We start from the raw sequence: 22,188 nt of genomic DNA, 5'->3' as shown, positions 1-22,188 counted from the left end.
CAGTTTTCAAAGACCCGCCTCGCTTGACGCGACTTTTTTATCTTATCACTTCCCGCTTCCTTTGTCAAGGGCTTTTTATGCCCTTCTGCAGTCCCCCTTTTCGCGCCCCCGCGGGACGCGGGACGTAGAAAACAATATAGCACGAAAGCGGGCGTCAGGCAAGGGGTGATATTCCCCGTTAAACGGCGCCCGCCACTTTTAATCCGTAATAACCCCATTCTTGCTTGCCCATTTAAGCTTATCTGCCGGTATGCTGGCTATTTCCCTGATGCTGCCGCCAATTATATCAGTACAAGTGCCGTGTTTACTCTTCCCTAGGCCGCATGGTGGGAAAAAGGATCACGTCCCGGATCGAAGGCGAATCCGTCAGAACCATGACCAGCCGGTCAATGCCGATGCCCATGCCTCCGGCCGGGGGCATGCCGTATTCCAGAGCCTGGAGGAAGTCTTCATCCATCATGTGGGCCTCTTCATCGCCGGCGGCTCGTTCCGCCATTTGGGTTTCAAAGCGCCGCCGCTGATCGATAGGATCATTGAGTTCAGAAAAGGCGTTGGCCAGCTCTCGACCGGCGATAAAGGCCTCAAAGCGGTAGGTAAGTTCTGGATTTTCCTTTTTCCGCTTGGCCAGGGGCGAAATGGCCACCGGGTAGTCAAGGATAAAGGTCGGCTGGATCAGATTAGGTTCCACGGTGGCTTCGAAGACCTCGTTGATTATCTTACCCCGCTCCAGATAAGGAGGAATCTCTAACCCCAGACCAGCGGCAGCCTGTCTGGCTTCCTCAACCGTAGGTAACTGGTCGAAGTCCAGGCCCGAGTATTTCTTAATAGCCTCCATCATGGTTAACCGCGGCCAGGGCGGGGTGAGATCCAGCCTGTCCCCCTGATAGGTAACAGTAGTTGTCCCCACGGCCTGCCGGGCTATAAAGGCCACCATTTCTTCCAATAGGTCCATCATGACCCGATAATCGGCATAAGCCTGGTACAGCTCCAGCATGGTAAACTCGGGGTTATGCTTGGTGGAGATGCCTTCGTTGCGGAAAATCCGCCCCAGCTCATAGACCCTTTCCAGGCCGCCCACCAGCAGACGTTTTAAATGGAGCTCCAGGGCAATGCGCAGGTAGAGGTCAATATCCAGGGCATTGTGGTGGGTAATAAAGGGCCGCGCCGCAGCACCGCCGGCGATGGGGTGCATGGTCGGTGTCTCGACTTCTAAAAAGCCCCTCTCGTCCAGAAAGGAACGGATGGCACGAATTATTTTGGCCCTAGTAATAAATACCTCTTTGACCTCGGGGTTAACAATCAGGTCCAGATAGCGTTGTCGATAACGCAGGTCAACGTCTTTCAGACCGTGCCATTTCTCCGGCAGGGGGCGTAAACTCTTGCACAGGAGGGTCAGTTGCCGCACCTCAACCGAAACCTCACCCCGGTGGGTACGAAAAACCCGGCCCCGGACGCCGATAATGTCGCCAATATCCAGCTTTTGAAAGAGACTGTAACCCTCCGGCCCGACATTATCAAGGCGAAGGTAGAGTTGCAGGCGGCCTTCCCGATCCTGCAAGTCGGCGAAGGAGGCTTTGCCATGGCCGCGGATGGCCCGGAGGCGGCCGGCTAGGGCGACCTCCTGGCCTTCCAGTTTTTCAAAGCGATCGCGGATGGCAGCGGTGGTATGGGTAACTGTAAAACGGCCGCCGTAGGGCTCTATACCCGCCTCCTGCATCTGGTGCAGTTTCTCCAGACGCACGGCCATTAAGTCATTTTCAGCTTCCAACTCGATCCCCCTAGTGAGCCCGGTCTATATTCAGAATCTGATAACGCAGGTTACCGGCCGGCACCTGGATATCGATGGTTTCCCCGCTATGATGCCCCAGCAAAGCCTTACCTACAGGCGATTCATTGGAAATGCGGTTTTCCGCCGGATCGGCTTCCATGGAGCCGACGATTTCATACTCGATCTCTTCATTATCATCGAGATCCTTCAGAGTCACCCGGGACCCCAGGGAAACGACATCGTTTGGTACCTCGCTGGCTACGATAACCTTGGCGTTACGTAGTTTCTTTTCCAGGGTAAGGATACGGCCTTCAATGAAGGCCTGCTCATTCTTGGCGTCTTCGTACTCTGAGTTCTCGCTGATATCGCCAAACTCGATGGCCTGCTTTAAGCGCTCGGCCACCTCCTGGCGGCGGACAGTTTTAAGATACTCCAGTTCTTCCTCCAGTTTCTTTAAACCGTTGGCAGTCAACAGGGTTTCTTTTTCGGCCATCCTCTGTTCGCTCCCCTTAACGTTTCGGTTTATTCTCCTAGCCGGTGTTATCTCAATATATGTCTTTCGCCGCCCCTTTATGCGGCCGGGAACAGGGCTAACTACCATAACAAGCACCGGGGCCGGCCCCAGTGCTTGCTAGTTTTGCCTCTGTTCATTATTTATGAGTATTATAGGTCCACCTGGTTACCATGTCAAGACTTTTCCCTTAACATCCCCGCCGCGGCTCTAACAAGACGGAAAGCCCCCGGTATCCCGGGGCCAACAGCGTTCCCACCTGGCAGCGATGGTTTTACCGGGCCAGGGCCTCCTCCTGCCGGGCTCGTTCTTTAATAGCGGCCACCTGTTCGGCGGAAACCGGCAACTCAAAACTGCGGAAACCGGCGACCCGGAAACCATGCTTGGCAGCCAAGCGGTTAATGGTGTCTATCTGCTCTACCGTCAACTCCCGGCCCAGGGTGAAGTTTTCAATCCTGCCCTCTAGGGCCAGGATCATCGTTTCGGCCATGCAGGCATAGGAGAGGCCCGGCGGATAGCCGAAGTTGAAGTGAAAGTCAACCTCTCCGGGCACCTGGACGACACCGCCGTCAATGACCAGGACGTCGTCGCGGACTTCGGCCACCCGTCGTGAGACATCCCGGGGCCGGGCCACGTCACAGACTACGGCCCCTGGTTTCAGATCATCAGGTTCAATAACCGTATCTACTGCCGAGGTTACAGTGAGGATAACGTCGGCCCGGCGTAGGGCTTCCAAGGAATTTTTAGTGATCACCACTGCCAGGCCGGTTTCATCTTTAATTTTCTGCGCCAGGCGGGCCAGTTTCAATTCGTTACGGGCAATGAGGGTGAGGTGGCGGCAACGGCGGGCCAGGATGCGGGCGCAGACGGCGCCTATGGAGCCGGTAGCCCCCATGATGGCTACCTCGGCCCGGGTCAGGTCGATGTCCATCATGGCGGCGGCCTTTTCCGTGGCTTCCAGGGCCGTAGCCACGGTATAGCTGTTGCCGGTGGTAACGGCTATGTTTAAGTGGCGGGCAATGGTAATGCCGGCATCACCGACCACCGAGGTCATGGCCCCCAGGCCCAGGATCGCGGCGCCCATCTTTTCGGCCATCTTCCCAGTGCGAATTAGCTTCTTCAGCACCAAATCCTCGGGCAGGGTCAACATCTGCCGGGTCGTCAGTGGGCAGGCTACGAACCAGCCCTCGGTGGCGGCATAAGGGGAACGGACGCCGGTAATATGGGAGGTTTTAAGGGGCGGCAGGTAGCGTACCGCTCGTTCTACCAGGGCCGGCGGCAGGTAGCGGGCGATAGGGAATTTCCGGGTAACATCGCTAATATCCAGCGGGTGGATCATGAAGGCGAATTTATGCAACAGCAGGGGCCCCCTTTTAGTTCAGGTTAACAATCCTTGGTTTGAAAGCGAGACGATCGAGGAGCTGGTTATAGTCGGCCGGGGTTACGGTATCCGGCTTTTTACCGCTCAGGGTTAACAGGACTCCCTCCATAACGTTGGTGCCGAAGGAGCGGCCGTTAAATTCCGGGGTGGTGGTAATAAGGGTTTTGATCCCCCGGCGGCGGAGTTCCTCGATATCGGCGGCAGTGACGGTGTTGGTGATGATTACCCGTCCCGGCAGTTCCGGGGGCAGGTGGCGACGGATGAAGAGGAAATCCCCGGCGATAATCTCCGCGTCCTGGTAGTAATGGTGGTAACGGTCGTCTATCTTTTCTTGCTCTTTCCCCGTGGGGTAAAGAATTTTAAAGGGTAGGAGGCGGACAATGGGGGCCAGCAGGTAGGCCACCCGCTGGAAGCTGGCCAGGGAACGAATGGGAAATGGCAGGCCCAGGCCAAAGATCAGGTCGCCGCAAACGAGGTCGGCGCCGGCCGCGTCCATGGCCTCGGCCATGCCGAAACGGTCGACGGCGCTGACCATCAGGACCCTCTTACCTCGAAAATTGATAATCTCTTCCCGATCCAGGTAGGCGATTACCCGCCGTTCCAGGGTGTCTTTTAAACCGCCACCGTCGACCATGGGGGTCTGGCGGGCGGCCCGAGCTACCCTGGCGGCGTCGCGCAGTAAATAGCGCCTGGCCCCTACCCGGATGTAGAGATCCATCCCTCCCAGGCCGAAGGCGTCAACCCGGCCGTCGAGTTCCTTAATCATGGCGATCATCCGCTCCATATCGCCGTCCGTACCGATCCTTTCGATGCGAAATTTCTCGCCCAGGAATTCGGTTTTTACCTGGTGATCCCTTTTAGAGGAACCCAGGCTGATGCTCACTACCCTTTTCATATGTCATCCTCCGAAAATAGATTTCTGGCAAAAGTGCCCCTCTTTGGTAAGCTTCCCACAGGCTGGCGGAACAGGCTCCGTAGTTCTCGGCGAGTAAACTTAGCGCTTAGCCTTCCTCGGCGACGGGGGTGACTAAACTTTATCCCTTTGATCCATCATTACGTGGCGTGCTACTCCCCATTCCTGAAGCTACGTTACGATCCCCATCCCGTTCACCGTCGCCTCGCTGCGGCACAGCTCGAGTTTGCTGAAGCCTCGAACCAAGTCACCTTCCGCCTGCACCCGCCAGCCCTTCAGCAGCCCCATGATTGACTCCTCCTAAGAGAAGATAGGTTTCTGCTAAATTCAATCCTGTGCCAGTTGGTGCACCAGCTGGCGCAACTCTTCGACATCGACGGTACGATCTCCCTGGATGGGGGAGGTGCCGATGACGTAACCGATTACATCCCGGCCTAGGAGGGCCTCGCTGACCTTGATGCGGTAGTCGGAACCGATGATAATCACCACATCGTAATCCCGGATGCGGGTGACAACCTCCATAATGGTATTAAAGAGTTCCAGGCCGTTCTTCTGGCGGACGAAATCCCAGCGCTCGGTATCGGTCAAGAGGAGGGTGTACTCAACCCCTTCCTGGCGTAGCATGGCTTCGACTTCACCCTTATTGGCCAGGGGGAAGCCGACGACGGCTATCCGCTTCCCACGGCGGACTTCCCCCAGGGTTTCCAGGCGGGAAACAAAAGTCCGGTCTACGCCGACCTGACGGGCGGCCTCCTGCTGGGAAAAGCCCTGGCGGCGCAGGGCGAAGATGCGCTCCAAAGTGGCATCGATTTTCCGCCGGCTGATGAGTTTGTCGCCGATGCGAATCAAGTCCATAAAAAAAGTCTGCCCCTTTGTGCACAGATCTGTGCAAGGCAGATTATAGCAAAAAGTAGCAGCCCTGGCAAGGGCCTGCCCGCAAATAAATTGTTCATTTTAACTCATGAGAATACAACCGGGTAACGCTAGCCATCACTCCCGGTAATTACATAAAAAATCCTCCAGGGCGGTGGTTACCTCTGCGGCGGTGGTGAGGGTATTGATCTCCTGGCGCAGGTGGGCGGCTCCGCGTAAACCCCGGAGATAATAAGCCAGATGCTTGCGCATTTCTTTTACTGCTGTTTCTTCACCTTTATACTCCGCCAGGAGATTCAGATGCCAGCAGGCCATGTTTAAACGGGTTTTTATGTCTACTGTTGCCGGCTCCGGACGGCCCTCCAAGACGGCGCGGATAGCAGTCAGCAGCCAGGGATTACCGATGGCCCCCCGTCCCACCATGACGCCGTCACAACCCGCCTCTTCCAGGAGGGTTACGGCATCGGCCGGAGACCTGACGTCGCCGTTGCCGATGACCGGTACCGGTACGGCTTCTTTGACCAACGGGAAGTAGCTCCAGTCGGCCCGGCCGCTATAAAACTGGCTGCGGGTGCGGCCGTGGATGGCTACCGCTGCGGCGCCGGCAGCGACTACCGCCCGGGCGGCGTCCACCACGTTGATTGAACCCTCGTCCCAGCCCAGGCGTATCTTAACCGTCACCGGGACCAAGCTGGCAGCCCGGACCATGGCGGCCACGATAGCGGCCGCCAGGGGCAGGTCGCGCATCAGGGCCGCGCCCTCGCCATTTTTCACTATTTTCGGGGTGGGGCAGCCCATATTGAGGTCAACAATAGCAGCACCAGCAGCAACAGCCATTTCCGTCGCCCGGGCCATGACCTCCGGCTCCCGACCGAAGAGTTGGACCGCCACCGGCCCCGGCTCGCCCTCCAGGTCCAGGAGAGCCAGGGTATTTTTATTGTTATAGATAAGTCCCTGGGCGCTGATCATTTCCGTACAGGTCAGGGCTGCGCCGGCTTCCCGGGCCAGGAGGCGAAAAACATGGTCCGTATAGCCGGCCAGGGGGGCCATGACCAGGGGGGCGGCCAGGGTGACCGGTCCGATTTTAAGCGTTGCGTTCATAAACGATGCGTAAACCCTCCAGGGTCAACATGGGGTCCACCTTATTGATACAGTTAACCTCCGGGCCAATGAGGCCGGCCAGGCCGCCGGTGGCCACCACCATGGCCCGGCCGCCGAGTTCGGCCTGCATGCGGGTAATAATCCCCTCTACCTGGCCGATAAAGCCGTACATAATGCCGGCCTGCATACAGGCAATGGTGTTCTTGCCGATAATCCGGGGTGGCCGCACCAGCTCCACCCGGGGGAGTTTGGCCGCCCGGGCGAAGAGGGCATCGGTGGCGATACCGATACCCGGGGCAATGGCCCCGCCCAGATACTCACCCCGGTCTGAGATGGCATCAAAGGTGGTGGCTGTACCAAAGTCAACGACAATGGCCGGGCCGCCGTAGAGTTCATAGACGGCCACCCCGTTGACAATCCGGTCGGCCCCCACCTCCCGGGGGTTATCAAAACGGATGGGCATGCCGGTTTTTACCCCCGGGCCGATAATAAAGGGCTGGCAGCCCAGCTGTTTGGCGATCATCTCCGCCAGGACCTGGGTAAGGGTCGGTACTACCGAAGCCAGGGCGACTGCTTTAATATCCTGGATCTTTAAACCCTGATAATGAGCAAGTTGATGCACGATCAGGCCGTATTCGTCGGCCGTTTTCTGGCGGTCGCTGGCGACCCGCCAGTGACACTTTAATTCCCGCCCGGCAAATATCCCCATAACGATATTCGTATTGCCTACATCTATAGCCAATAGCATATTTATCTCTCCTTTCGAACAAGGGCCTTTTTCAATTATTCCACAACGTCCTGATTTATCCTCTTCCCGGGCAAAAAAATAGACCCCCGCAGGGGTCGTTGATAATGGTACCTCGTGGAAGCTAACACCCTCGCCGGTGGCCAATAAAAATGCTGGCTAAGGCAGGAGGCCGGTGAACTATAGGCAAAAGACGGCTTTAGTTTGTAACGTAAGTAAACTTGGCGCGAAGCTGTGGCCAGGCAGCGCCAGGTTTACCACCGGCAATAACCGCCGTCCAGCCAGGAGCAACCCTGGCAGATTAGACCTGCGGCCCGGGCATCAATCTTCGCCGTCACCAACTGCCGGGCTGCTGCAACCTCCAGGCGGGTACCGGTTGATAAGCCTAGGGTGTCCAGGACCTTGGCGTCCCTGGCCCCGGCATGATGACAACTGGAGGTACCCTGGCGGGGGCAGGCCCGACACCAGGCATCGGGTTTCCTGGTAATGGTCAGCAGCAGGCCCGGGCGGTGCTGCCATAACAACAGAATCCGGCTTACCTGCCGAACGAAGGCCGGGCTGTAGCCGTAACCCCGGAACTGGCAGGCGCAGAGAAGATGATGGGCCCGGACCTGCATCAGGGCTGCCTCCGGGCTTCCCTGGGAACTAGAAAGCCAGCCTGGCGCAGGGCCCGGCGGACCCGGTAACTAACTGCTGCCGCCAGGATCAGTTTGGCCAGGTCTAGGGGAATGTAGGGGATGACGCCCAGGAGCAGCCCTTTGACCAGGTTAACATGAAGGAGGGCCATAAGCTGGAGGGTACCCAGGGTATAGACGACGACCAGGCAGAGGAGCATCCCGGCAATCAGGCGCGGGTAGCCGGGCTCGGAGTGTCCCCTCTCCAGGATCAGGCCCATGGCGTAAACCCCCAGGATGAAGCCCCAGAGATACCCCCCTGAGGGGCTGGCGAAGGTCGCCAGCCCGGCACCGCCCCGGGCGAAGACCGGCAGGCCAATGGCCCCCAGGAGCAGGTAGACCACCATGGCCAAGGTACCTTTGTTTTTGCCCAGGATGGCCCCGGCCAGGAGGACCCCCAGGACCTGACCGGTGATGGGCACAGGGGTGAAGGGCAAAGGGATGGAGATCTGGGCCAAAACAGCTACCAGGGCGGCCAAAAGGGCTACCAGGGTGATATCGCGGGTACGCATAAAAACACTCCTTTAAAATAAGATGGGGGAAGTGAGAGGTGGAATTTTTAATGGGATTCAGGAGAATTAATGTTAACCCAACATAGCTATGTAGGTTAACATATTAGGTAAAAACACCTCATTCTGGTCGTTATACCGGCCGCAGGCTCACCTCGCCGGAGTTAAACCGCCGCTGTTGGCCACCGGCGTCCCGGACCAGGAGGGCCCCTTCGTCGTCAATATCGATGGCTAGGCCGTGAAAATTCTCTCGCCAGGAGTTTACCTGGACCTCCCGCCCCAGGGTGACACTGGCCTCTTTCCAGGCAGTGCGCACCGGGGTGAAGCCCTCTTCCTGCCAGCGCTCGTACCACTTCTCCAGCTGGTATAAAATCCGCCGGAATAAAGGCAGGCGTTTCACTGGCCGGCCCATTTCCAGGTATAAGGAAGTAGCCGTAGGCCTGACTTCCGGGCAGAAATCACCGGCCTCCAGGTTAACGTTGAGGCCCACCCCCAGGACGATATACTCGACGACGTCGATCTCCGCCTTGATTTCCGTCAGGATGCCGCAGACTTTACGCCCGCCGGCCAAAAGATCATTGGGCCACTTGATGCCCAGGGGCAATCCCGTCCGCTCCCGGACAGCAGCTGTAACTGCCACGGCAGCCAGGAGGGTTAACTGGGGGGCCTGGACCGGCGCCACCCGGGGCCTGAGGATCACCGAAAACCATATGCCTTTACGGGCCGGGGACAGCCAATTACGGCCGCGCCGACCCCGGCCGCCGGTTTGGCAATCGGCAATGACAACCGTCCCCTCCGGTGCGCCTTCATCGGCCAGCTCCTTGGCCACCTGGTTGGTAGAACCTACCTCCTCATAGTAATAGAGGCTCCGCCCTAACCAGGAGGTTTCCAGGCCGGCGGCCACCTCCTCAGGGTAAAAGCAATCAGGGGTTGCCAGCAGGCAGTAACCCCGCCTAGTTTGGGCGTCAATCTGGTAGCCTTCCTGGCGCAGGGATTGAATATGCTTCCAGACGGCCGTCCGGGAGATAGCCAGGTCCCGGCTCAGTTCCTCCCCGGAGATGTATTCCTGGCGGTGGCGGCGCAGGAAATCCAGCACTTGTTGTTTGCTGCCTTCTATAGCCATATTTATATTGTAATCTTCCTTTTTATGGTTGTCAACTATTACTTTCTCCAGCAGGTTAACATATACACCGCCGGATAGAAGCCCGGCTTCCGGCAGCGCTTCCCGAAGTTTAATGCGAGAAGGCGCCGGTTGTTAAAATTCCGGCCGCTGCCAGCGCGGTGTAACGGGCTAAACCCAAACCTGGCCCGCCTGTTCATCCTTAATGGAGGCTATTTTATTATTTGCATCCAGGAAGATAACCCGGGGCCGGTAGTTAGGGGCCTCCCGGTCGTCAAAGATACCATAAGCAATAATGATCACAATATCCCCTGGCTGCACCAACCGGGCAGCAGCGCCGTTGGCGCAGATAACCCCGCTTCCGGCCGGTCCGGGGATGGCGTAGGTTTCCAGGCGGGCACCATTGTTATTATCTACCACCTGGACCTTCTCATTGGGTAAAATATCTGCTGCGGCCAGCAGGTCGCTATCAATGGTAATGCTGCCGACGTAATTCAGGTTGGCTTCGGTCACCGTCGCCCGGTGGAGTTTACTTTTCATCATAATGCGCCACATCGTCCTTCACCTCCAGGATTAGATTATCAATGAGGCGGGTATTACCCACCCAGACCGCCAACGCCAGGAGGACCCGCCCGGCGATCTCCTCCAGGGGCTGCAGGGTATCGGCGTCGCTGACAGCGATATAATCAATGCGGGTTTGAGGCTGGGCGGTGATCTCTGTTTCCATGGCCTTCCTGACGGCCGCAGCCCGGCGTTCACCTGATTTGATTATACCGGCCCCCAGGTTCAAGGCGCGGTACAGGGCCAGGGCGCTACGGCGTTGCTCCGGCGTCAGGTATTTATTGCGCGAACTCATGGCCAGGCCATCGGCTTCGCGGACAATGGGCACGGTAATAATCTCCACGGGGAAGTTCAGGTCCCGGACCATTCTCTTGATAACCTGGGCCTGCTGGTAGTCCTTCTGGCCAAAGTAGGCCCGGTCAGGCTGAACGATGTTAAAAAGCTTGCTGACTACCGTGGTCACACCGCGAAAATGCCCAGGCCGGGAAGCCCCGCAGAGGACCTCCGTTAAGCCTTCGACCTGCACATAGGTGGCATATCCCTCGGGGTACATTTCTGCCACTGGGGGAGCAAAGATAGCGTCCACCTCAGCTCCGGCTGCCAACTCCTGGTCACGCTCGAGGTCACGGGGATAGCGGGAAAAATCCTCCTCGGGGCCAAACTGGGTCGGGTTGACAAAAATGCTCATGATCACTACGTCGTTCTGTTCCCGGGCCTTACGGACCAGGCTCAGGTGACCCGCGTGCAGGTAGCCCATGGTGGGCACCAGGCCGATACTCCGGCCCAGCCGCCGGGCAGTATTTACATAATTGTGGACGGCTTCTATGGTCTCCAGTAACTTCAAGGTGGCCATCTCCTCCAAAATGAAATGGGTGCCATCCCGTTCACCGCCGCCTCGGTGCGGCTTCGCTGAGTTTGCTCTACGCCGCGAACTAAGTCGCCTCCAGCCTTCCGCCTGTACCCGCCGGCCCCTCCTTCTTTTACCGGCCCCCGGGCGGAGCCAGGATTGCCTCCAGTCCGGCGGCCTGGTGAGCTTCAATGCTGCCTTTACGGACGGCCACCTCGATGGTGTAGCGGCCCAAGGCCCGGTAAATTTCGTCCAGTTCTGGGGCTTTGACGGCCATAGCCTGCAAGTGATCGGCTATCGTTTCTCCATCACCCCGGGCAATGGGCCCGGTCAGGGCCAGGGTAGTTCCCTTTTCTTTAATATTACCCCAGGTGCCTTCAATTAGTGGCGCCAGTGCCCTGACAACCATTGCCGGTTCCATCCCGGCGGCCTGCATCAGCCGGTAACTTAAATCGACCAGGCTGACCAGGTAATTGGAGGCGACGCAGGCAGCGGCATGGTACAGGGGTTTAGCCTCCGGCTTAATGATAAAATACTCGCCCCCCAGGTCGTTAACCAGTTGCCGGCCCAAAGTTAAGGCTTCCGCATCACCCTCTAGGCTGAAAACTGACCCGGGCAGGTTGGTCACGGCCCGGTCGGCATCGGCGCAGGACTGGAGGGGATGGAGGGATAAAACCCTGGCGCCAGCCTCCCTGGCTGGTTCCAGGACGGCCGTAGTCAGGGAACCGCTCATATGAATCACCGTTTGCCCGGGGTGAAAACCTCCCTGGCGGGCGATAGCCAGGGTTACCGGGCCAATGGCCCGGTCGGTGGTGGTTATCAAGACTACTTCGACCAGCCGCGCCAGGGCCGCCGGTTCGGTAAAGACAGGGCAAGCCAGCCTGTGGGCCGCCCGTTGGGCGGAAGCCCGGGTCCGGCTGGCAACGCCGGTAATGGTGTAGCCGCGCCGGCTGAGGAGTATACCCATCCCTGTGCCTACAGGACCGGCGCCGATAATCCCGACGCGCATTATCTCATCCCTTTCCCCAGTAAAGAAAAAGCTCCCGACGAGTTGCCGGGAGCTCCCTGCCCCTTTACCCGTCTCGGTCCCCATATGATCCAAGCGGTCTAGAGTTATATACAGTTTTAATATGAGCAGTAAACAGCTTTACGAACCGGGTAGGCGGATTAAATTTTCGCGGCCGGGATCCGTCATAGCTAATAGGTGCGCTCCTTGGCTGGTCACGCCCTTGATATCCGGACCCTGGCTGCCCGCTCTAAAAAGTAGGGGTTCGTCCACAGTCTCCCGCTATGGTTAACCTTACTTCCAGCTTTATTGTATCACCTGCCGCCGGTATAGAGCAATACTTCCTGGCCGGGGAAGTTGTCCCTGGCCGCTACGGCCGCCCGCCGCCCGTCCGGCAGGATGAGATCCGGGGCGATCTCCGCGAGGGGTATTAAAACGAAAGCCCGCTCCAGCATGCGAGGGTGGGGGATCTCCAAATCAGGTTCGGTGACGTTGATATCATCATAGAGCAGAATATCGATATCAATGGTCCGCGGCCCCCAGCGTTCCCGCCGCACCCGGCCCAGTTGCTGTTCCACCGCCAGGACGGCCCTTAATAATTCCCTGGCCGGCATGGTGGTCTTGATTCGGGCGGCGCTGTTTAAAAACCACCCCTGGTCGGTTTTACCCACCGGGGCGGTTTCATACCAGGAGGATAGCCGTTCAACCTCGATACCCGGGGTGGCATCCAATAAAGCCACTGCCTTTTTCATGTTTTCTTCCCGGTTCCCCAGATTTGACCCCAGTCCCAGGTAAGCTGTTTCAAAATTACCTTCGTCTAACGGCATCTAATCATCTCCGCTCCACAGGTTGCCGCAACTCTATCCCTAGCATGTTCCGGTTACGCTGCAAACCTGCATAGTTGCTGATAACATTTTGGGGCGACCTAGTCGTCTCCAGCTGCGATCCTCGCTTTGGCCCTAATCAGGCATGTTTAAGCTTTTTCGACACTAAACCTGAATATCCTGCTGCTGCCGGTCCTTGACTTTGGGGAACAACAGGAGTTAAAATAATTGTAAAATTTGGTGGCGACCGTGGGGGAGCTTATAGCTGAGATGGGGATAAGCCCCAAACCCCGGAACCTGACGTGGATAATCCCACCGTAGGGAACGGCCGCTGGCGTTACTCCTGCCCCGTAAGGATGGGGGTGTCAGCGTTGCCGGCTCTACGCCGGTATTTTTTACGGCTGCCACCCTGAAGGAGTTGAGAACTGTGAGTAATAACATCACCCCGATCCCGCCCGGTGAAAGAACCATGAATGGTCTGGACTTTTTCTTGCTCTGGGCCGGCGCCGGCATTTCCCTGGCCGAGATCATGGCCGGCGGTTTCCTGGCCCCCCTGGGTTTCGGGATGGGAATCCTGGCCATCCTGGTGGGGCACCTGATCGGCAACAGTCTCTTCGCCGCCGGGGGCCTTATTGGCAGTAGTTATGGTATACCAGCCATGGTCTCCACCCGGCCGGCCTTTGGCGTCCGGGGTTCCTACCTGGGGGCCCTCCTTAATATCCTCCAACTTATCGGCTGGACGGCCATTATGCTGATCGTGGCCGCCCGGGCCGCCGACAGCCTAGGCCAGCACTACCTGGGAGCCTCCTACCTGCAGCTCTGGACCGTAATCATCGGCCTGGCTACCACTGCCTGGGCCTGGGCCGGCCGCTATTCCTGGCCCCGGCTGCAGAAACTGGTGACCACCCTGTTAATCCTTTTCTCCCTGTACATGACTTATGTTATCTTCCGGGGACCGGGTTGGGGACACCTCTGGGCGACAGGAAGTGACGGTAGCCTGGGCTTCGGCCTGGCGACGGACCTGGTCATTGCCATGCCCCTCTCCTGGTTGCCCCTGGCCGCCGACTACAGCCGCTTTGCCCGGGATAATGGCAGCAGCTTCGCTGGCAGCTGGTTGGGGTATTTCCTAGCTAGTAGCTGGATGTATATCCTGGGCCTGGGGGCTACCCTGGCAACGGGCAGTGCCGACCCCATCCCCATGATGCTGGGCCTAGGCCTGGGCTTACCCGCCCTTTATATCATCTTCTTCTCCACCGTTACCACGACCTTTATGGACGTCTACTCGGCGGCCATTTCCAGCCTGGACCTCTTTAGCGGCTGGAATGAGCGGCACACCACCATGGCCGTCGGCCTGGCCGGGACCCTAATCGCCCTTTTATTCCCCATGGAGGCCTACGAAAACTTCCTGCTCCTCATCGGCGGAGCCTTTTGCCCCCTCTTTGGCATCGTTCTCACCGATTACTTTATCTACCGACGCGGTCGCCTGGAGGTCGATAATCTCTTTGGCCGGGGAGCCTTCTGGTATACCGGCGGCGTCAACCTGGCAGCCGTTATTATCTGGCTCCTGGGCTTCCTGTTCTTCCAGTGGCTGACCCGGACCGGCTTTCCCCTGGGGGCGTCGGTGCCCAGCCTGGTGGTTACCGGAGGCGTTTATTATGTCGCCATGTTCTTTTACCGGCAACCCGCCTGGCGGCCGGGGATCACCCGGCAGCACGAAGGTAAATAGGTAAAAAAATCGCCCCCGGGGGCGGTTTTTTACCCCTTTGACAAAAATCTCTACCAGCTGTGACCCAGGTCACAGTTTCTTGTCCCCCGCGCTGGTATGATTGTCTACGTAAAATAAATCTTCATTACGGGGAGGAGAAACTATGTTCTGTTACCAGTGCGAGCAGACCGCCGGCGGCAGCGGTTGCACCAAGGTGGGGGTCTGCGGCAAGAATGAGGACATCGCTAGCCTGCAGGATACCATTATTATTGGCCTGAAGGGCATTGCCGCCTACGCCTTCCATGCCCGGGAGCTGGGGGCCGTCGACCCTGAGGTAGACGGTTTTATGCACGAAGCCCTATTTACCACCTTGACGAACGTCGATTTTGATCTTAATCGTCATATAGAAACGGCCCTGAAGCTGGGTGCCATGAACCTCAAGGCCATGGAGCTCCTGGACCGGGCCCACGTAGAGCGTTTCGGCGTCCCGGTGCCGACGCAGGTCGCTACCGGTATCAAGGCCGGCCCCGGGATCCTCATCACCGGCCACGATCTGCTGGATCTCTACGAGCTCCTGCGGCAGACGGAGGGTACGGGCATTAACGTCTATACCCATGGGGAGATGCTGCCGGCCCACGCCTACCCGGAGCTGAAGAAGTTCCCCCATCTGGTGGGTAATTACGGCACGGCCTGGCAGAACCAGAAGAAGGAATTCGAGGCCTTCCCCGGCGCCATCCTGGGGACCACCAACTGTGTCTTGATTCCTAAGGAATCCTACCGGGAGCGCATGTTCACCTGCGGTATTGCCGGTCTGCCCGGGGTAACCCATATTAAGAATCGTGACTTTACCCCGGTCATTGAAAAGGCCAAATCCCAGCCACCCCTGGAGGAGAAGGCTGGCGGCGTGCTGACCACCGGTTTCCACCACCAGGCCATTCTGGGTATTGCCGATAAGGTCATTGCGGCCGTCAAGGCCGGCAAAATCCGCCACTTCTTCCTGGTGGGCGGTTGCGACGGCGCCAAGCCGGGCCGCAACTACTATACCGAATTCGTAGAGAAGGTGCCCAAGGATTGCGTCGTCCTGACCCTGGGTTGCGGCAAGTACCGCTTCAACCACCTGGATCTGGGAGACATCGACGGCATCCCGCGGCTCCTGGATATGGGCCAGTGCAATAATGCCTACTCGGCCCTGCAGGTAGCCCTGGCCCTGGCCGATGCCTTTAAATGCAGCGTCAACGAGCTGCCCTTGAGCCTAGTTCTCTCCTGGTTCGAGCAGAAGGCCGTGGCCATCCTGCTGACCTTGCTCCACCTGGGGGTCCAGAACATCCGCATCGGCCCCAGCCTGCCGGCCTTCCTAACGCCCAACGTCCTGCAGGTCCTGCAGGAGAACTACAACTTGAAACCCATCACCACGCCGGAACAGGACCTGCAGGAGATGCTGGGCTAAGATGCAAAAAAGAACCGCCGCGTGGGAGACCACGAGGCGGTTCTTTGTGTTTGGCTACCTGGATGCGTGCAACTCCCTTTATCTAATCCATAAGATATCGGCCACTCCAGATTCACTCAAAGCGCCTAATTCGTGATGATCAGCAGTAACAATCTTTCCATGACAGAGATTGGCACCAGCAACAGCAATAGCATCAGCCAGGGATAGTTTATAATTGGCTTTCAGCCTGCCCGCTTCCCTCACAAACCGGCTGCTTATCCTACGTTTAACTTTAAGTGGCAACTCCCGGGTTAAATCCAAAAACTCCTCAGCAGCTTTTTCACCTTCTTCCCTGTATAGACCGTAATATATTTCCAACAGATTAATTGCATGTACATAGAGTGTAATTTCTTTTTTCCTGGCCCTTTTCAACAACTCCTCCACTTTATCGGCACCAGGTTCATTATTAAGAAAGGCCAGTAAGGCACAGGCATCGAGTACAAATCTCCTTTGCATCATTCCAGCCTTTTTTCTTTCGCCTTTAATTCCATATACCTCTGGGAAGTAAATTTTGACCCCTTAAAGTATCCCTTTGCCCTTTTAATTGGATCTTTAACTTCCCTCAGAAGAAAGCCATTTTTAACCCTGACTATTTCTAACCGCTCACTTTTAATCTCTTTTGCTATTTCAGGAGGGAGGTTAAGTTGTTTAACCTGCAGAATCATTAATTCCACCACCTCTATTTCAGGGTTTACTCGTTACTACCCTAAGTATAGTATAAAAGTTTAAACAACCTCTACCCCACCATCTTGCTTAAACGCCTGAGGGCCTGCATTTTATCGCTGCGGCCGATTTTGGCCGCCGCCAGGGCCTGTTCCAGGACGGCGATGGAGCGATCGTAGACCTGGCGGTCGACTGGATAGGGGTGACCGTCTTTGCCGCCGTGGCTGAAGCTATAACGGACCGGGTCGCGAAAGCTGGCTGCGGCCCCGTAGGCTACTTCGGCCACCATGGCCAGGGCGCGGATGGTCTTGGGTCCCACACCTTCAATGCCCAGGACCCCGGCAAAGTCTCCGGGCTGGGCCGCGTAAACCTTAAGCAGGGCCTTATTCAAATAACTCGCCCGGGGAACGTCATGGCGCCAGGGCAGGGCCAGGTTGGGCAGGCCCGTCTCCAGGATACGGTTAAACTCGGCTACGACCTTCTCCGGGGGCTGCTGCCCCAGCTCGGTCACCACCTGCCGCGAGGTCCGGCTTTCCCTGGCCACCATATTCAGGGCCGTTTCCCTGGCGTCACAGCAGACGGCGGCGTGGGGTTCGCAAACGAAATCCTGGACCCCCTCGCTCAACCAGTGGTAGCGGCGGGCCGTCCGGCTGGTCTCATTCATCCCCTGTTGCACCACGGCCCAGCGGCCGTCAAAGGTAAAGATAAAGACGTGGTGGTAAAGCTGGTAGCCGTCCTGGAGAGCGGTATTATCTACTTTAGCGGCCATACGACTAGCGTAAGCCAGTTCCGCCGGTTGCAGGGAGGTAAGGGCCAGCCGGTCGGACGCCCCTTCGATTTCCCGAGGCGTCTGGCGGGAGGTGCGGCCTTTGCCGCCGGCGATGACCAGGCCTAGGTCCTTCTCCCGGCCGCGCAGGCCCTCCTTGAGGGCGCCGCAGAGGGTAGTAGTCAGGCCTGAGGAATGCCAGTCAAACCCCAGGACGCAGCCGAAGGCCTGGAACCAGTAAGGGTCGCTCAGGCGCCGCAAAACCTCGGCCGGGCCGAATTCCCGGGCGATCACCTCCAGGATGGCCGGCCCCAAGCGCTGCATGCGTTCAAAGAGCCAGGGCGGGCAATGCCCGCCGTGGAGGGGCAGGCTGGCCGTACCGGTACGCATAGATGTTATCCTTCCTTTGCTGCGATAGAAATCATTTCGTCCCATAACCCGGCGGTCCGGTAACCACCGGAGTAATTAACCACCCATGGGCGCAATAGTTCTACCAAATTGCCCCTGTGAGGGCCAACTTACCCGGTTATCCAGCACCGATCTACCCGCAGCGAGCAAGTCAGTGAGTTAAATTACACTTAACCCAATTTCTCAAGGTTATCCAAGGATCATCGCCGCTTCTGCTCCGCTTATGCGCCGGGTTTCCCAATTAAGTGTATCTTAATTTTTAGTCAAGATCTCCGCCAGGGCCTGTTCATAAACCTCCAGATCCGGTTGCGAAAAGAGAACAAACCGCACTTCTTGCAAGGAATTCGGGTTAACCTTCAAGAACTCCCCCACCGTCCCTAGGGCGATGCGGGCTGCCCGCTCGATAGGAAAGCGGTAGGCGCCGGTACTGATAGAGGGGAAGGCCAGGGACTTAATACCCTTCTCCCGGGCCAGCTTCAGGCTACTGCGGTAAGCACTGGCGAGAAGTTCATCCTCGCCCTGCCGGCCGCCGTGCCAGATAGGGCCGACGGTGTGGATAACATAACGGGCCAGCAAGAAACCTCCGGAGGTAATGACCGCCCCGCCGACGGGGCAGCCGCCCTGCTCTTCCCGGATACGGCGGCACTCCGCCGCAATGGTCGCTCCCCCAGCACGATGGATGGCGCCGTCGACGCCGCTGCCGCCCCAGAGGCCGGTATTGGCGGCATTGACTAGAGCCCCTACTTCCTGATCGACAATATCCCCCTGCAAGAGTTTAAGCAAGGTTCCAGCAATAATTGCTTCCATAAGGAATAAAGAAATACCCCCCCCTCAAACCACAGGCGCGCCCCTGTCCTTAATGGTATTACAATTAACTCTTTCATGAGAAAATATTTCTCATTGGCCGTTACCAGGTCTAAATTATTAGCCCCGGCTACTGCCGCCATAAGCAAATCGGTTAAACTCAAGGTAGTGCCCTGCCGGCCAGCGCCCGGTAGGTAAATTGCTGCCTGCAGATACCTCTCTCCCTTACCCTGGCGCTGGTTCCGGGGCCAGGTCGACAAACTTGGTAAACTCGGGCAAAAAGGCCATTTCTACCGTGCCCACCGGGCCGTTGCGGTGCTTGGCCACGATGACCTCGGCGATGCCCTTTTTATCGGTGTCGGGGTCGTAGTACTGGGGCCGGTAGAGAAAGATAATGACGTCGGCGTCGGCTTCGATGGCGCCGCTCTCCAAAAGGTCGGCCATGACCGGCCGTTTGTCCTGGCGCTGCTCCACACCCCGGTTCAGCTGGGAAAGGACCAGGACCGGGACGTTTAATTCCCGGGCCAGGGCCTTCATGGCCCGGGAGATGAGGGCAATCTCCTGCTGGCGGCTGTCTACCCGGCGGTGAGCCTGCATGAGCTGCAGATAGTCCACCACTACCAACCCCAGGCCGCTCTCGACCTGCAGGCGCCGCGCTTTGGCCCGCACCTCCAGGGCGGAGATGGCCGGGGTATCGTCGATGTAGATGGGCGCTTCCCCCAGGATGCCGGCAGCATTGACCAGCCGCGCCCAGTCGTCTTCGGTTAAAAAGCCTGTCCGCAGGCGTTGCTGTTCCACCATGGCCTCGGCGGCCAGCATCCGCTGGACCAATTGCTCCCGGGACATTTCCAGGCTGAAGATGGCCACCGGCAGCTTTTCCTTGACGGCCACCTGCTGGGCGATGTTCAGGCAAAAGGAGGTCTTACCCATACCCGGCCGGGCGGCGCAGATAATCAGGTCCGAGGGCTGGAGGCCGGAGAGGAGGCGATCCAGATCGTGGAAGGTGGGTACCCCGGTCACCTCACCCTTGTGGCTGCTCAGGCGTTCGAGCTGCTCAAAGGTCTGGAGAAGGATGTCTTTAATTAGGATAAAACCATTCTGGCGCCGGCCCCCGGCTACTTCAAAGATCAAACGCTCGGCTTCGTCGAGAATCTGGTCGATACTGCCGTTTTCATTAAAGGCCAGGTCGGTAATCTGGGCTGCCGCCCGGACCAGGGTGCGCAGGGCGGCCTTCTCGGCTACCAGGCGGGCATAATAACCGGCATTGGCCACGCTGGGGACCTCGCCGGTGAGGGCGGTGAGATAGGCCACCCCGCCTACGACCTCCAGTTCACCCCGGCGACGGAGTTCTTCCGTCACCGTCAGCAGGTCAATGGCCTCACCCTTCTCATTCAAGTCCAGGATGACCCGGTAGATCATCCGGTGGGCTTCCCGGTAGAAATCCTCGACCTTCAGGCTCTCGAGAACGTCATAGAGGGCCTCCCGGTCCAGCATAATGGCCCCCAGGACCGACTGCTCAGCTTCGACGCTCTGGGGTGGGATCCTTTCTCCTTCTGCGACCATAGATCAGGCTCCCGCCCGTTTACGCTTGCGGCCCCGGCCCCCGGCAGGTCCCATAAGGAGGTACTCCATGGCTTCCGCCACGGTGGCCACCGGTTGGATGGTGATGCCCTGCAGGTTCTCCGGCACCTCGGCTGCGTTCTCCGCCGGGAGTAACACGAGCTTCATACCCGCCTGCTTGGCACCGTAGATCTTCTCCAGAATCCCCCCCACCGGTTTGACTTTACCCCGGATGGATATCTCCCCGGTAACAGCCACATCCTGGCGTACAGGCCGCTCCTGGATGGCGCTGATGATGGCCGTGGTAATGGCCAGGCCGGCCGAGGGACCGTCGATATTACCCCCGCCGATGACATTGACGTGGACGTCGTAATTGGCCAAATCGTCCCCCGTCAGGAGACGGTAGACGACGGCAGCGTTAAAAACGGAATCCCGGGCCATGCTGCCGGCGGTCTCGTTGAAGCGGATATTACCCTTACCCGGTTCCCGGGCCGGGAAGGCCATAGCCTCTACTTCCAGAACGGAACCGACAAAACCGGCTACGGCCAGCCCCAGCACCCGGCCTACCTCCGGTGTGTCCTTGGCCCGGACGGTGATATAGGGTGTCAGGCGGGCGTTCTGGATGACCTGCATAACGTGGGGCACGGTGATCAGCCGGCGGCGGCGACCCTTTTTTCGCTGCTGCTGGTAGAGGCTGAGGCCATAGGCCTCGGCCAGGATATTAATGGCCTTGCGGCCTTCGATAGTGTACTCGGCGATTAATCCCGGTACAGCCGGCTCCAGTTTGACCTCCAATCGTGCCGCCCCTTCCCGCACGATGGTCTCCACCTCAGCCGGCGTCAGGGGTTCAAAGAATACCTCAGCGCAGCGGGAACGCAGGGCCGGGTTGATCTCCTCCGGCTCCCGGGTGGTGGCACCGATAAGGATAAAGTCCGCCGGGGCTCCCTCGGTGAAGAGTTTTTTAATATACCGGGGCACGCTCTCGTCGCTGGGGTCAAAATAGGCGGAATCAAACTCCACCCGCTTATCCTCCAGCACCTTAAGGAGCTTGTTGAGGAGCAGGGGATCCATCTCGCCGATTTCATCAATAAACAGGACCCCGCCATGGGCTTCAGTGACCAGGCCCGGCTTGGGTTCCGGGACGCCGTTCTCCGCCAGATCGCGCCGGGCTCCCTGGTAGATGGGGTCATGGACCGACCCCAGGAGGGGATTGGTGACTTCCCTGGGGTCCCAGCGCAGGGTGGTGCCATCTACCTCGACGAAGGGGGCCCCGGCCTTAAAGGGCGACCTGCTTATCTTCCGGGCTTCCTCTAGGGCCAACCGGGCGGCTGTTGTTTTTCCCACCCCCGGGGGGCCGTAAATAATCATATGCTGGGGGAAGGGGGAAGCCAGTTTGGCCAGGATGGACTGGACGGCCTGTTCCTGGCCCACTATCTCCTGCAAACTCCGGGGCCGCAGGGCTTCCAGGATGGTCCGCGATAGGTTGATGTGGGACATCTTTTCCAGAATAGCCAGTTTCTTGAGGGTCTGGGCATTTTCCGGCCCGCTGCCCTCCTTTAAGACCTGGCGGCGGATTTCCTGGATGTAATCCTCATGGCGCTCCTGCATCTTTTCAGTGATGCGCTGCTCCAGTTTATCCTCCACCGTCCGCCGGGCGATGAATTCGGCTATTTCCTCCTGGATGGCTACCAGGATCCCGGGTATATCCTCCTCCGCCGGAACACTGGTAATCGTCGGGTCCTCGTAAACTAATTTCTGCAGGGCCAAAACCCGCTCGGCCAGGACCTCCGAACGCATCAGGTCCAGGGTCTCCAGCTTGCTGGCCTTTAAGACTACCTTGTCGGTGCCATAGATATCACAGAGGACGTTAAACAAGGCCGATACCTGGCGGCTGAGCCGGTCAAAATCATTGGTCAGGATGGGTAATAAAATCTCGTTTTTAGTGTCCATAGCTATCCCGCTA

General features: G+C 58.2%; 22 protein-coding genes and 1 riboswitch. Of the genes, 2 read left to right on the top strand and 20 right to left on the bottom strand.

Annotated features, from left to right (window positions below; all coding sequences use genetic code 11):
* Positions 1 to 304 precede the first annotated feature (304 nt).
* The 14 genes from lysS to folK all read right to left on the bottom strand — a co-directional run bounded on the left by lysS (position 305) and on the right by folK (position 12,836).
* Positions 305 to 1,747, bottom strand: coding sequence for a lysine--tRNA ligase (gene lysS, locus SDD30_RS06810; protein WP_434074177.1), 1,443 nt, complete (start codon positions 1,745 to 1,747; stop codon positions 305 to 307).
* Positions 1,748 to 1,778: 31 nt separating this feature from the next.
* Positions 1,779 to 2,261, bottom strand: a complete 483-nt coding sequence (gene greA / locus SDD30_RS06805) for a transcription elongation factor GreA (RefSeq protein ID WP_434074167.1) — start codon at positions 2,259 to 2,261, stop codon at positions 1,779 to 1,781.
* Positions 2,262 to 2,553: 292 nt separating this feature from the next.
* A complete protein-coding gene (locus tag SDD30_RS06800) occupies positions 2,554 to 3,636 on the bottom strand; it encodes a polysaccharide biosynthesis protein (protein WP_434074166.1) in 1,083 nt (360 codons plus the stop codon).
* Positions 3,637 to 3,652: 16 nt separating this feature from the next.
* On the bottom strand, positions 3,653 to 4,555 hold the full coding sequence (locus tag SDD30_RS06795; RefSeq protein WP_434074165.1) for a DUF8754 domain-containing protein: 903 nt from the start codon (positions 4,553 to 4,555) through the stop codon (positions 3,653 to 3,655).
* 345 nt (positions 4,556 to 4,900) lie between these two features.
* On the bottom strand, positions 4,901 to 5,428 hold the full coding sequence (locus tag SDD30_RS06790; RefSeq protein ID WP_434074164.1) for a transcriptional regulator: 528 nt from the start codon (positions 5,426 to 5,428) through the stop codon (positions 4,901 to 4,903).
* A gap of 135 nt (positions 5,429 to 5,563) precedes the next feature.
* Entirely contained in the window at positions 5,564 to 6,547 is a 984-nt protein-coding gene (gene dusB / locus SDD30_RS06785; protein WP_434074163.1) for a tRNA dihydrouridine synthase DusB, read from the bottom strand.
* Positions 6,531 to 7,295 (bottom strand): type III pantothenate kinase, encoded by a 765-nt coding sequence (locus SDD30_RS06780; protein ID WP_434074162.1) that lies wholly within the window; start codon positions 7,293 to 7,295, stop codon positions 6,531 to 6,533. The genes dusB and SDD30_RS06780 overlap by 17 nt, the downstream gene beginning before the upstream one ends.
* Positions 7,296 to 7,546: 251 nt before the next feature.
* On the bottom strand, positions 7,547 to 7,909 hold the full coding sequence (locus tag SDD30_RS06775) for a DUF1284 domain-containing protein (RefSeq protein ID WP_434074161.1): 363 nt from the start codon (positions 7,907 to 7,909) through the stop codon (positions 7,547 to 7,549).
* A complete protein-coding gene (locus tag SDD30_RS06770; RefSeq protein ID WP_434074160.1) occupies positions 7,909 to 8,478 on the bottom strand; it encodes a biotin transporter BioY in 570 nt (189 codons plus the stop codon). Before SDD30_RS06770 ends, SDD30_RS06775 begins: the two co-directional genes overlap by 1 nt.
* Before the next feature lie 130 nt (positions 8,479 to 8,608).
* Positions 8,609 to 9,598, bottom strand: coding sequence for a biotin--[acetyl-CoA-carboxylase] ligase (locus SDD30_RS06765; protein WP_434074159.1), 990 nt, complete (start codon positions 9,596 to 9,598; stop codon positions 8,609 to 8,611).
* Between the two features lie 168 nt (positions 9,599 to 9,766).
* On the bottom strand, positions 9,767 to 10,150 hold the full coding sequence (gene panD / locus SDD30_RS06760) for an aspartate 1-decarboxylase (protein ID WP_434074158.1): 384 nt from the start codon (positions 10,148 to 10,150) through the stop codon (positions 9,767 to 9,769).
* Positions 10,125 to 11,000, bottom strand: coding sequence for a pantoate--beta-alanine ligase (gene panC, locus SDD30_RS06755; protein WP_434074157.1), 876 nt, complete (start codon positions 10,998 to 11,000; stop codon positions 10,125 to 10,127). The genes panD and panC overlap by 26 nt, the downstream gene beginning before the upstream one ends.
* A gap of 136 nt (positions 11,001 to 11,136) precedes the next feature.
* Positions 11,137 to 12,012 carry a Rossmann-like and DUF2520 domain-containing protein gene (locus tag SDD30_RS06750; protein ID WP_434074156.1) on the bottom strand — a complete coding sequence of 292 codons (876 nt, stop codon included), beginning with the start codon at positions 12,010 to 12,012 and terminating at the stop codon, positions 11,137 to 11,139.
* A gap of 311 nt (positions 12,013 to 12,323) precedes the next feature.
* Positions 12,324 to 12,836 (bottom strand): 2-amino-4-hydroxy-6-hydroxymethyldihydropteridine diphosphokinase, encoded by a 513-nt coding sequence (folK, locus tag SDD30_RS06745; RefSeq protein ID WP_434074155.1) that lies wholly within the window; start codon positions 12,834 to 12,836, stop codon positions 12,324 to 12,326.
* A gap of 238 nt (positions 12,837 to 13,074) precedes the next feature.
* Positions 13,075 to 13,174, top strand: a riboswitch (TPP riboswitch).
* An 86-nt stretch (positions 13,175 to 13,260) separates the two neighbouring features.
* Here folK and cytX point away from each other — a divergent pair.
* Together cytX and hcp are read left to right on the top strand one after the other, a co-directional pair.
* Entirely contained in the window at positions 13,261 to 14,559 is a 1,299-nt protein-coding gene (gene cytX, locus SDD30_RS06740; protein ID WP_434074154.1) for a putative hydroxymethylpyrimidine transporter CytX, read from the top strand.
* 142 nt (positions 14,560 to 14,701) lie between these two features.
* Entirely contained in the window at positions 14,702 to 15,985 is a 1,284-nt protein-coding gene (hcp, locus tag SDD30_RS06735; RefSeq protein ID WP_434074153.1) for a hydroxylamine reductase, read from the top strand.
* 78 nt (positions 15,986 to 16,063) lie between these two features.
* On the opposite strand, the gene SDD30_RS06730 is transcribed toward hcp, so the two are convergent.
* The 6 genes from SDD30_RS06730 to lonC all read right to left on the bottom strand — a co-directional run bounded on the left by SDD30_RS06730 (position 16,064) and on the right by lonC (position 22,175).
* Complete coding sequence (locus SDD30_RS06730; RefSeq protein ID WP_434074152.1) at positions 16,064 to 16,483, bottom strand: type II toxin-antitoxin system VapC family toxin; 420 nt, start codon at positions 16,481 to 16,483, stop codon at positions 16,064 to 16,066.
* Entirely contained in the window at positions 16,480 to 16,689 is a 210-nt protein-coding gene (locus SDD30_RS06725; protein ID WP_434074151.1) for a hypothetical protein, read from the bottom strand. Before SDD30_RS06725 ends, SDD30_RS06730 begins: the two co-directional genes overlap by 4 nt.
* A 71-nt stretch (positions 16,690 to 16,760) precedes the next feature.
* On the bottom strand, positions 16,761 to 17,843 hold the full coding sequence (locus tag SDD30_RS06720; RefSeq protein ID WP_434074150.1) for a DUF763 domain-containing protein: 1,083 nt from the start codon (positions 17,841 to 17,843) through the stop codon (positions 16,761 to 16,763).
* A gap of 270 nt (positions 17,844 to 18,113) precedes the next feature.
* A complete protein-coding gene (locus tag SDD30_RS06715; protein WP_434074149.1) occupies positions 18,114 to 18,668 on the bottom strand; it encodes an O-acetyl-ADP-ribose deacetylase in 555 nt (184 codons plus the stop codon).
* A gap of 222 nt (positions 18,669 to 18,890) precedes the next feature.
* The gene (gene dnaB / locus SDD30_RS06710; protein ID WP_434074148.1) at positions 18,891 to 20,228 is read right to left on the bottom strand and encodes a replicative DNA helicase; all 1,338 of its coding nucleotides are present in this window, start codon (positions 20,226 to 20,228) and stop codon (positions 18,891 to 18,893) included.
* A 3-nt stretch (positions 20,229 to 20,231) separates the two neighbouring features.
* On the bottom strand, positions 20,232 to 22,175 hold the full coding sequence (gene lonC / locus SDD30_RS06705) for a Lon family ATP-dependent protease (RefSeq protein WP_434074176.1): 1,944 nt from the start codon (positions 22,173 to 22,175) through the stop codon (positions 20,232 to 20,234).
* Between the last annotated feature and the right edge of the window lie 13 nt (positions 22,176 to 22,188).

The sequence above is a fragment of the Moorella naiadis (nom. illeg.) genome, from assembly GCF_051020825.1.
In the GTDB taxonomy this organism is placed as follows: Bacteria; Bacillota; DSM-521; order Neomoorellales; family Neomoorellaceae; genus Neomoorella; species Neomoorella naiadis.
Note: the sequence above shows the minus strand (reverse complement) of the source record. Positions and strands in the feature narration are given on the sequence as shown.

Excerpts from the sequence above, each read along its gene's own strand:
- dusB (WP_434074163.1), bottom strand. The coding sequence starts at position 6,547 with ATGAACGCAACGCTTAAAATCGGACCGGTCACCCTGGCCGCCCCCCTG.
- SDD30_RS06775 (WP_434074161.1), bottom strand. The coding sequence starts at position 7,909 with ATGCAGGTCCGGGCCCATCATCTTCTCTGCGCCTGCCAGTTCCGGGGT.
- folK (WP_434074155.1), bottom strand. The coding sequence starts at position 12,836 with ATGCCGTTAGACGAAGGTAATTTTGAAACAGCTTACCTGGGACTGGGG.
- lysS (WP_434074177.1), bottom strand. The coding sequence starts at position 1,747 with ATGGCCGTGCGTCTGGAGAAACTGCACCAGATGCAGGAGGCGGGTATA.
- greA (WP_434074167.1), bottom strand. The coding sequence starts at position 2,261 with ATGGCCGAAAAAGAAACCCTGTTGACTGCCAACGGTTTAAAGAAACTG.
- SDD30_RS06770 (WP_434074160.1), bottom strand. The coding sequence starts at position 8,478 with ATGCGTACCCGCGATATCACCCTGGTAGCCCTTTTGGCCGCCCTGGTA.
- panD (WP_434074158.1), bottom strand. The coding sequence starts at position 10,150 with ATGTGGCGCATTATGATGAAAAGTAAACTCCACCGGGCGACGGTGACC.
- SDD30_RS06750 (WP_434074156.1), bottom strand. The coding sequence starts at position 12,012 with ATGCGCGTCGGGATTATCGGCGCCGGTCCTGTAGGCACAGGGATGGGT.
- SDD30_RS06725 (WP_434074151.1), bottom strand. The coding sequence starts at position 16,689 with ATGATTCTGCAGGTTAAACAACTTAACCTCCCTCCTGAAATAGCAAAA.
- lonC (WP_434074176.1), bottom strand. The coding sequence starts at position 22,175 with ATGGACACTAAAAACGAGATTTTATTACCCATCCTGACCAATGATTTT.
- SDD30_RS06795 (WP_434074165.1), bottom strand. The coding sequence starts at position 4,555 with ATGAAAAGGGTAGTGAGCATCAGCCTGGGTTCCTCTAAAAGGGATCAC.
- SDD30_RS06780 (WP_434074162.1), bottom strand. The coding sequence starts at position 7,295 with ATGCTATTGGCTATAGATGTAGGCAATACGAATATCGTTATGGGGATA.
- SDD30_RS06715 (WP_434074149.1), bottom strand. The coding sequence starts at position 18,668 with ATGGAAGCAATTATTGCTGGAACCTTGCTTAAACTCTTGCAGGGGGAT.
- dnaB (WP_434074148.1), bottom strand. The coding sequence starts at position 20,228 with ATGGTCGCAGAAGGAGAAAGGATCCCACCCCAGAGCGTCGAAGCTGAG.
- SDD30_RS06730 (WP_434074152.1), bottom strand. The coding sequence starts at position 16,483 with ATGATGCAAAGGAGATTTGTACTCGATGCCTGTGCCTTACTGGCCTTT.
- hcp (WP_434074153.1), top strand. The coding sequence starts at position 14,702 with ATGTTCTGTTACCAGTGCGAGCAGACCGCCGGCGGCAGCGGTTGCACC.
- SDD30_RS06765 (WP_434074159.1), bottom strand. The coding sequence starts at position 9,598 with ATGGCTATAGAAGGCAGCAAACAACAAGTGCTGGATTTCCTGCGCCGC.
- SDD30_RS06720 (WP_434074150.1), bottom strand. The coding sequence starts at position 17,843 with ATGCGTACCGGTACGGCCAGCCTGCCCCTCCACGGCGGGCATTGCCCG.
- SDD30_RS06790 (WP_434074164.1), bottom strand. The coding sequence starts at position 5,428 with ATGGACTTGATTCGCATCGGCGACAAACTCATCAGCCGGCGGAAAATC.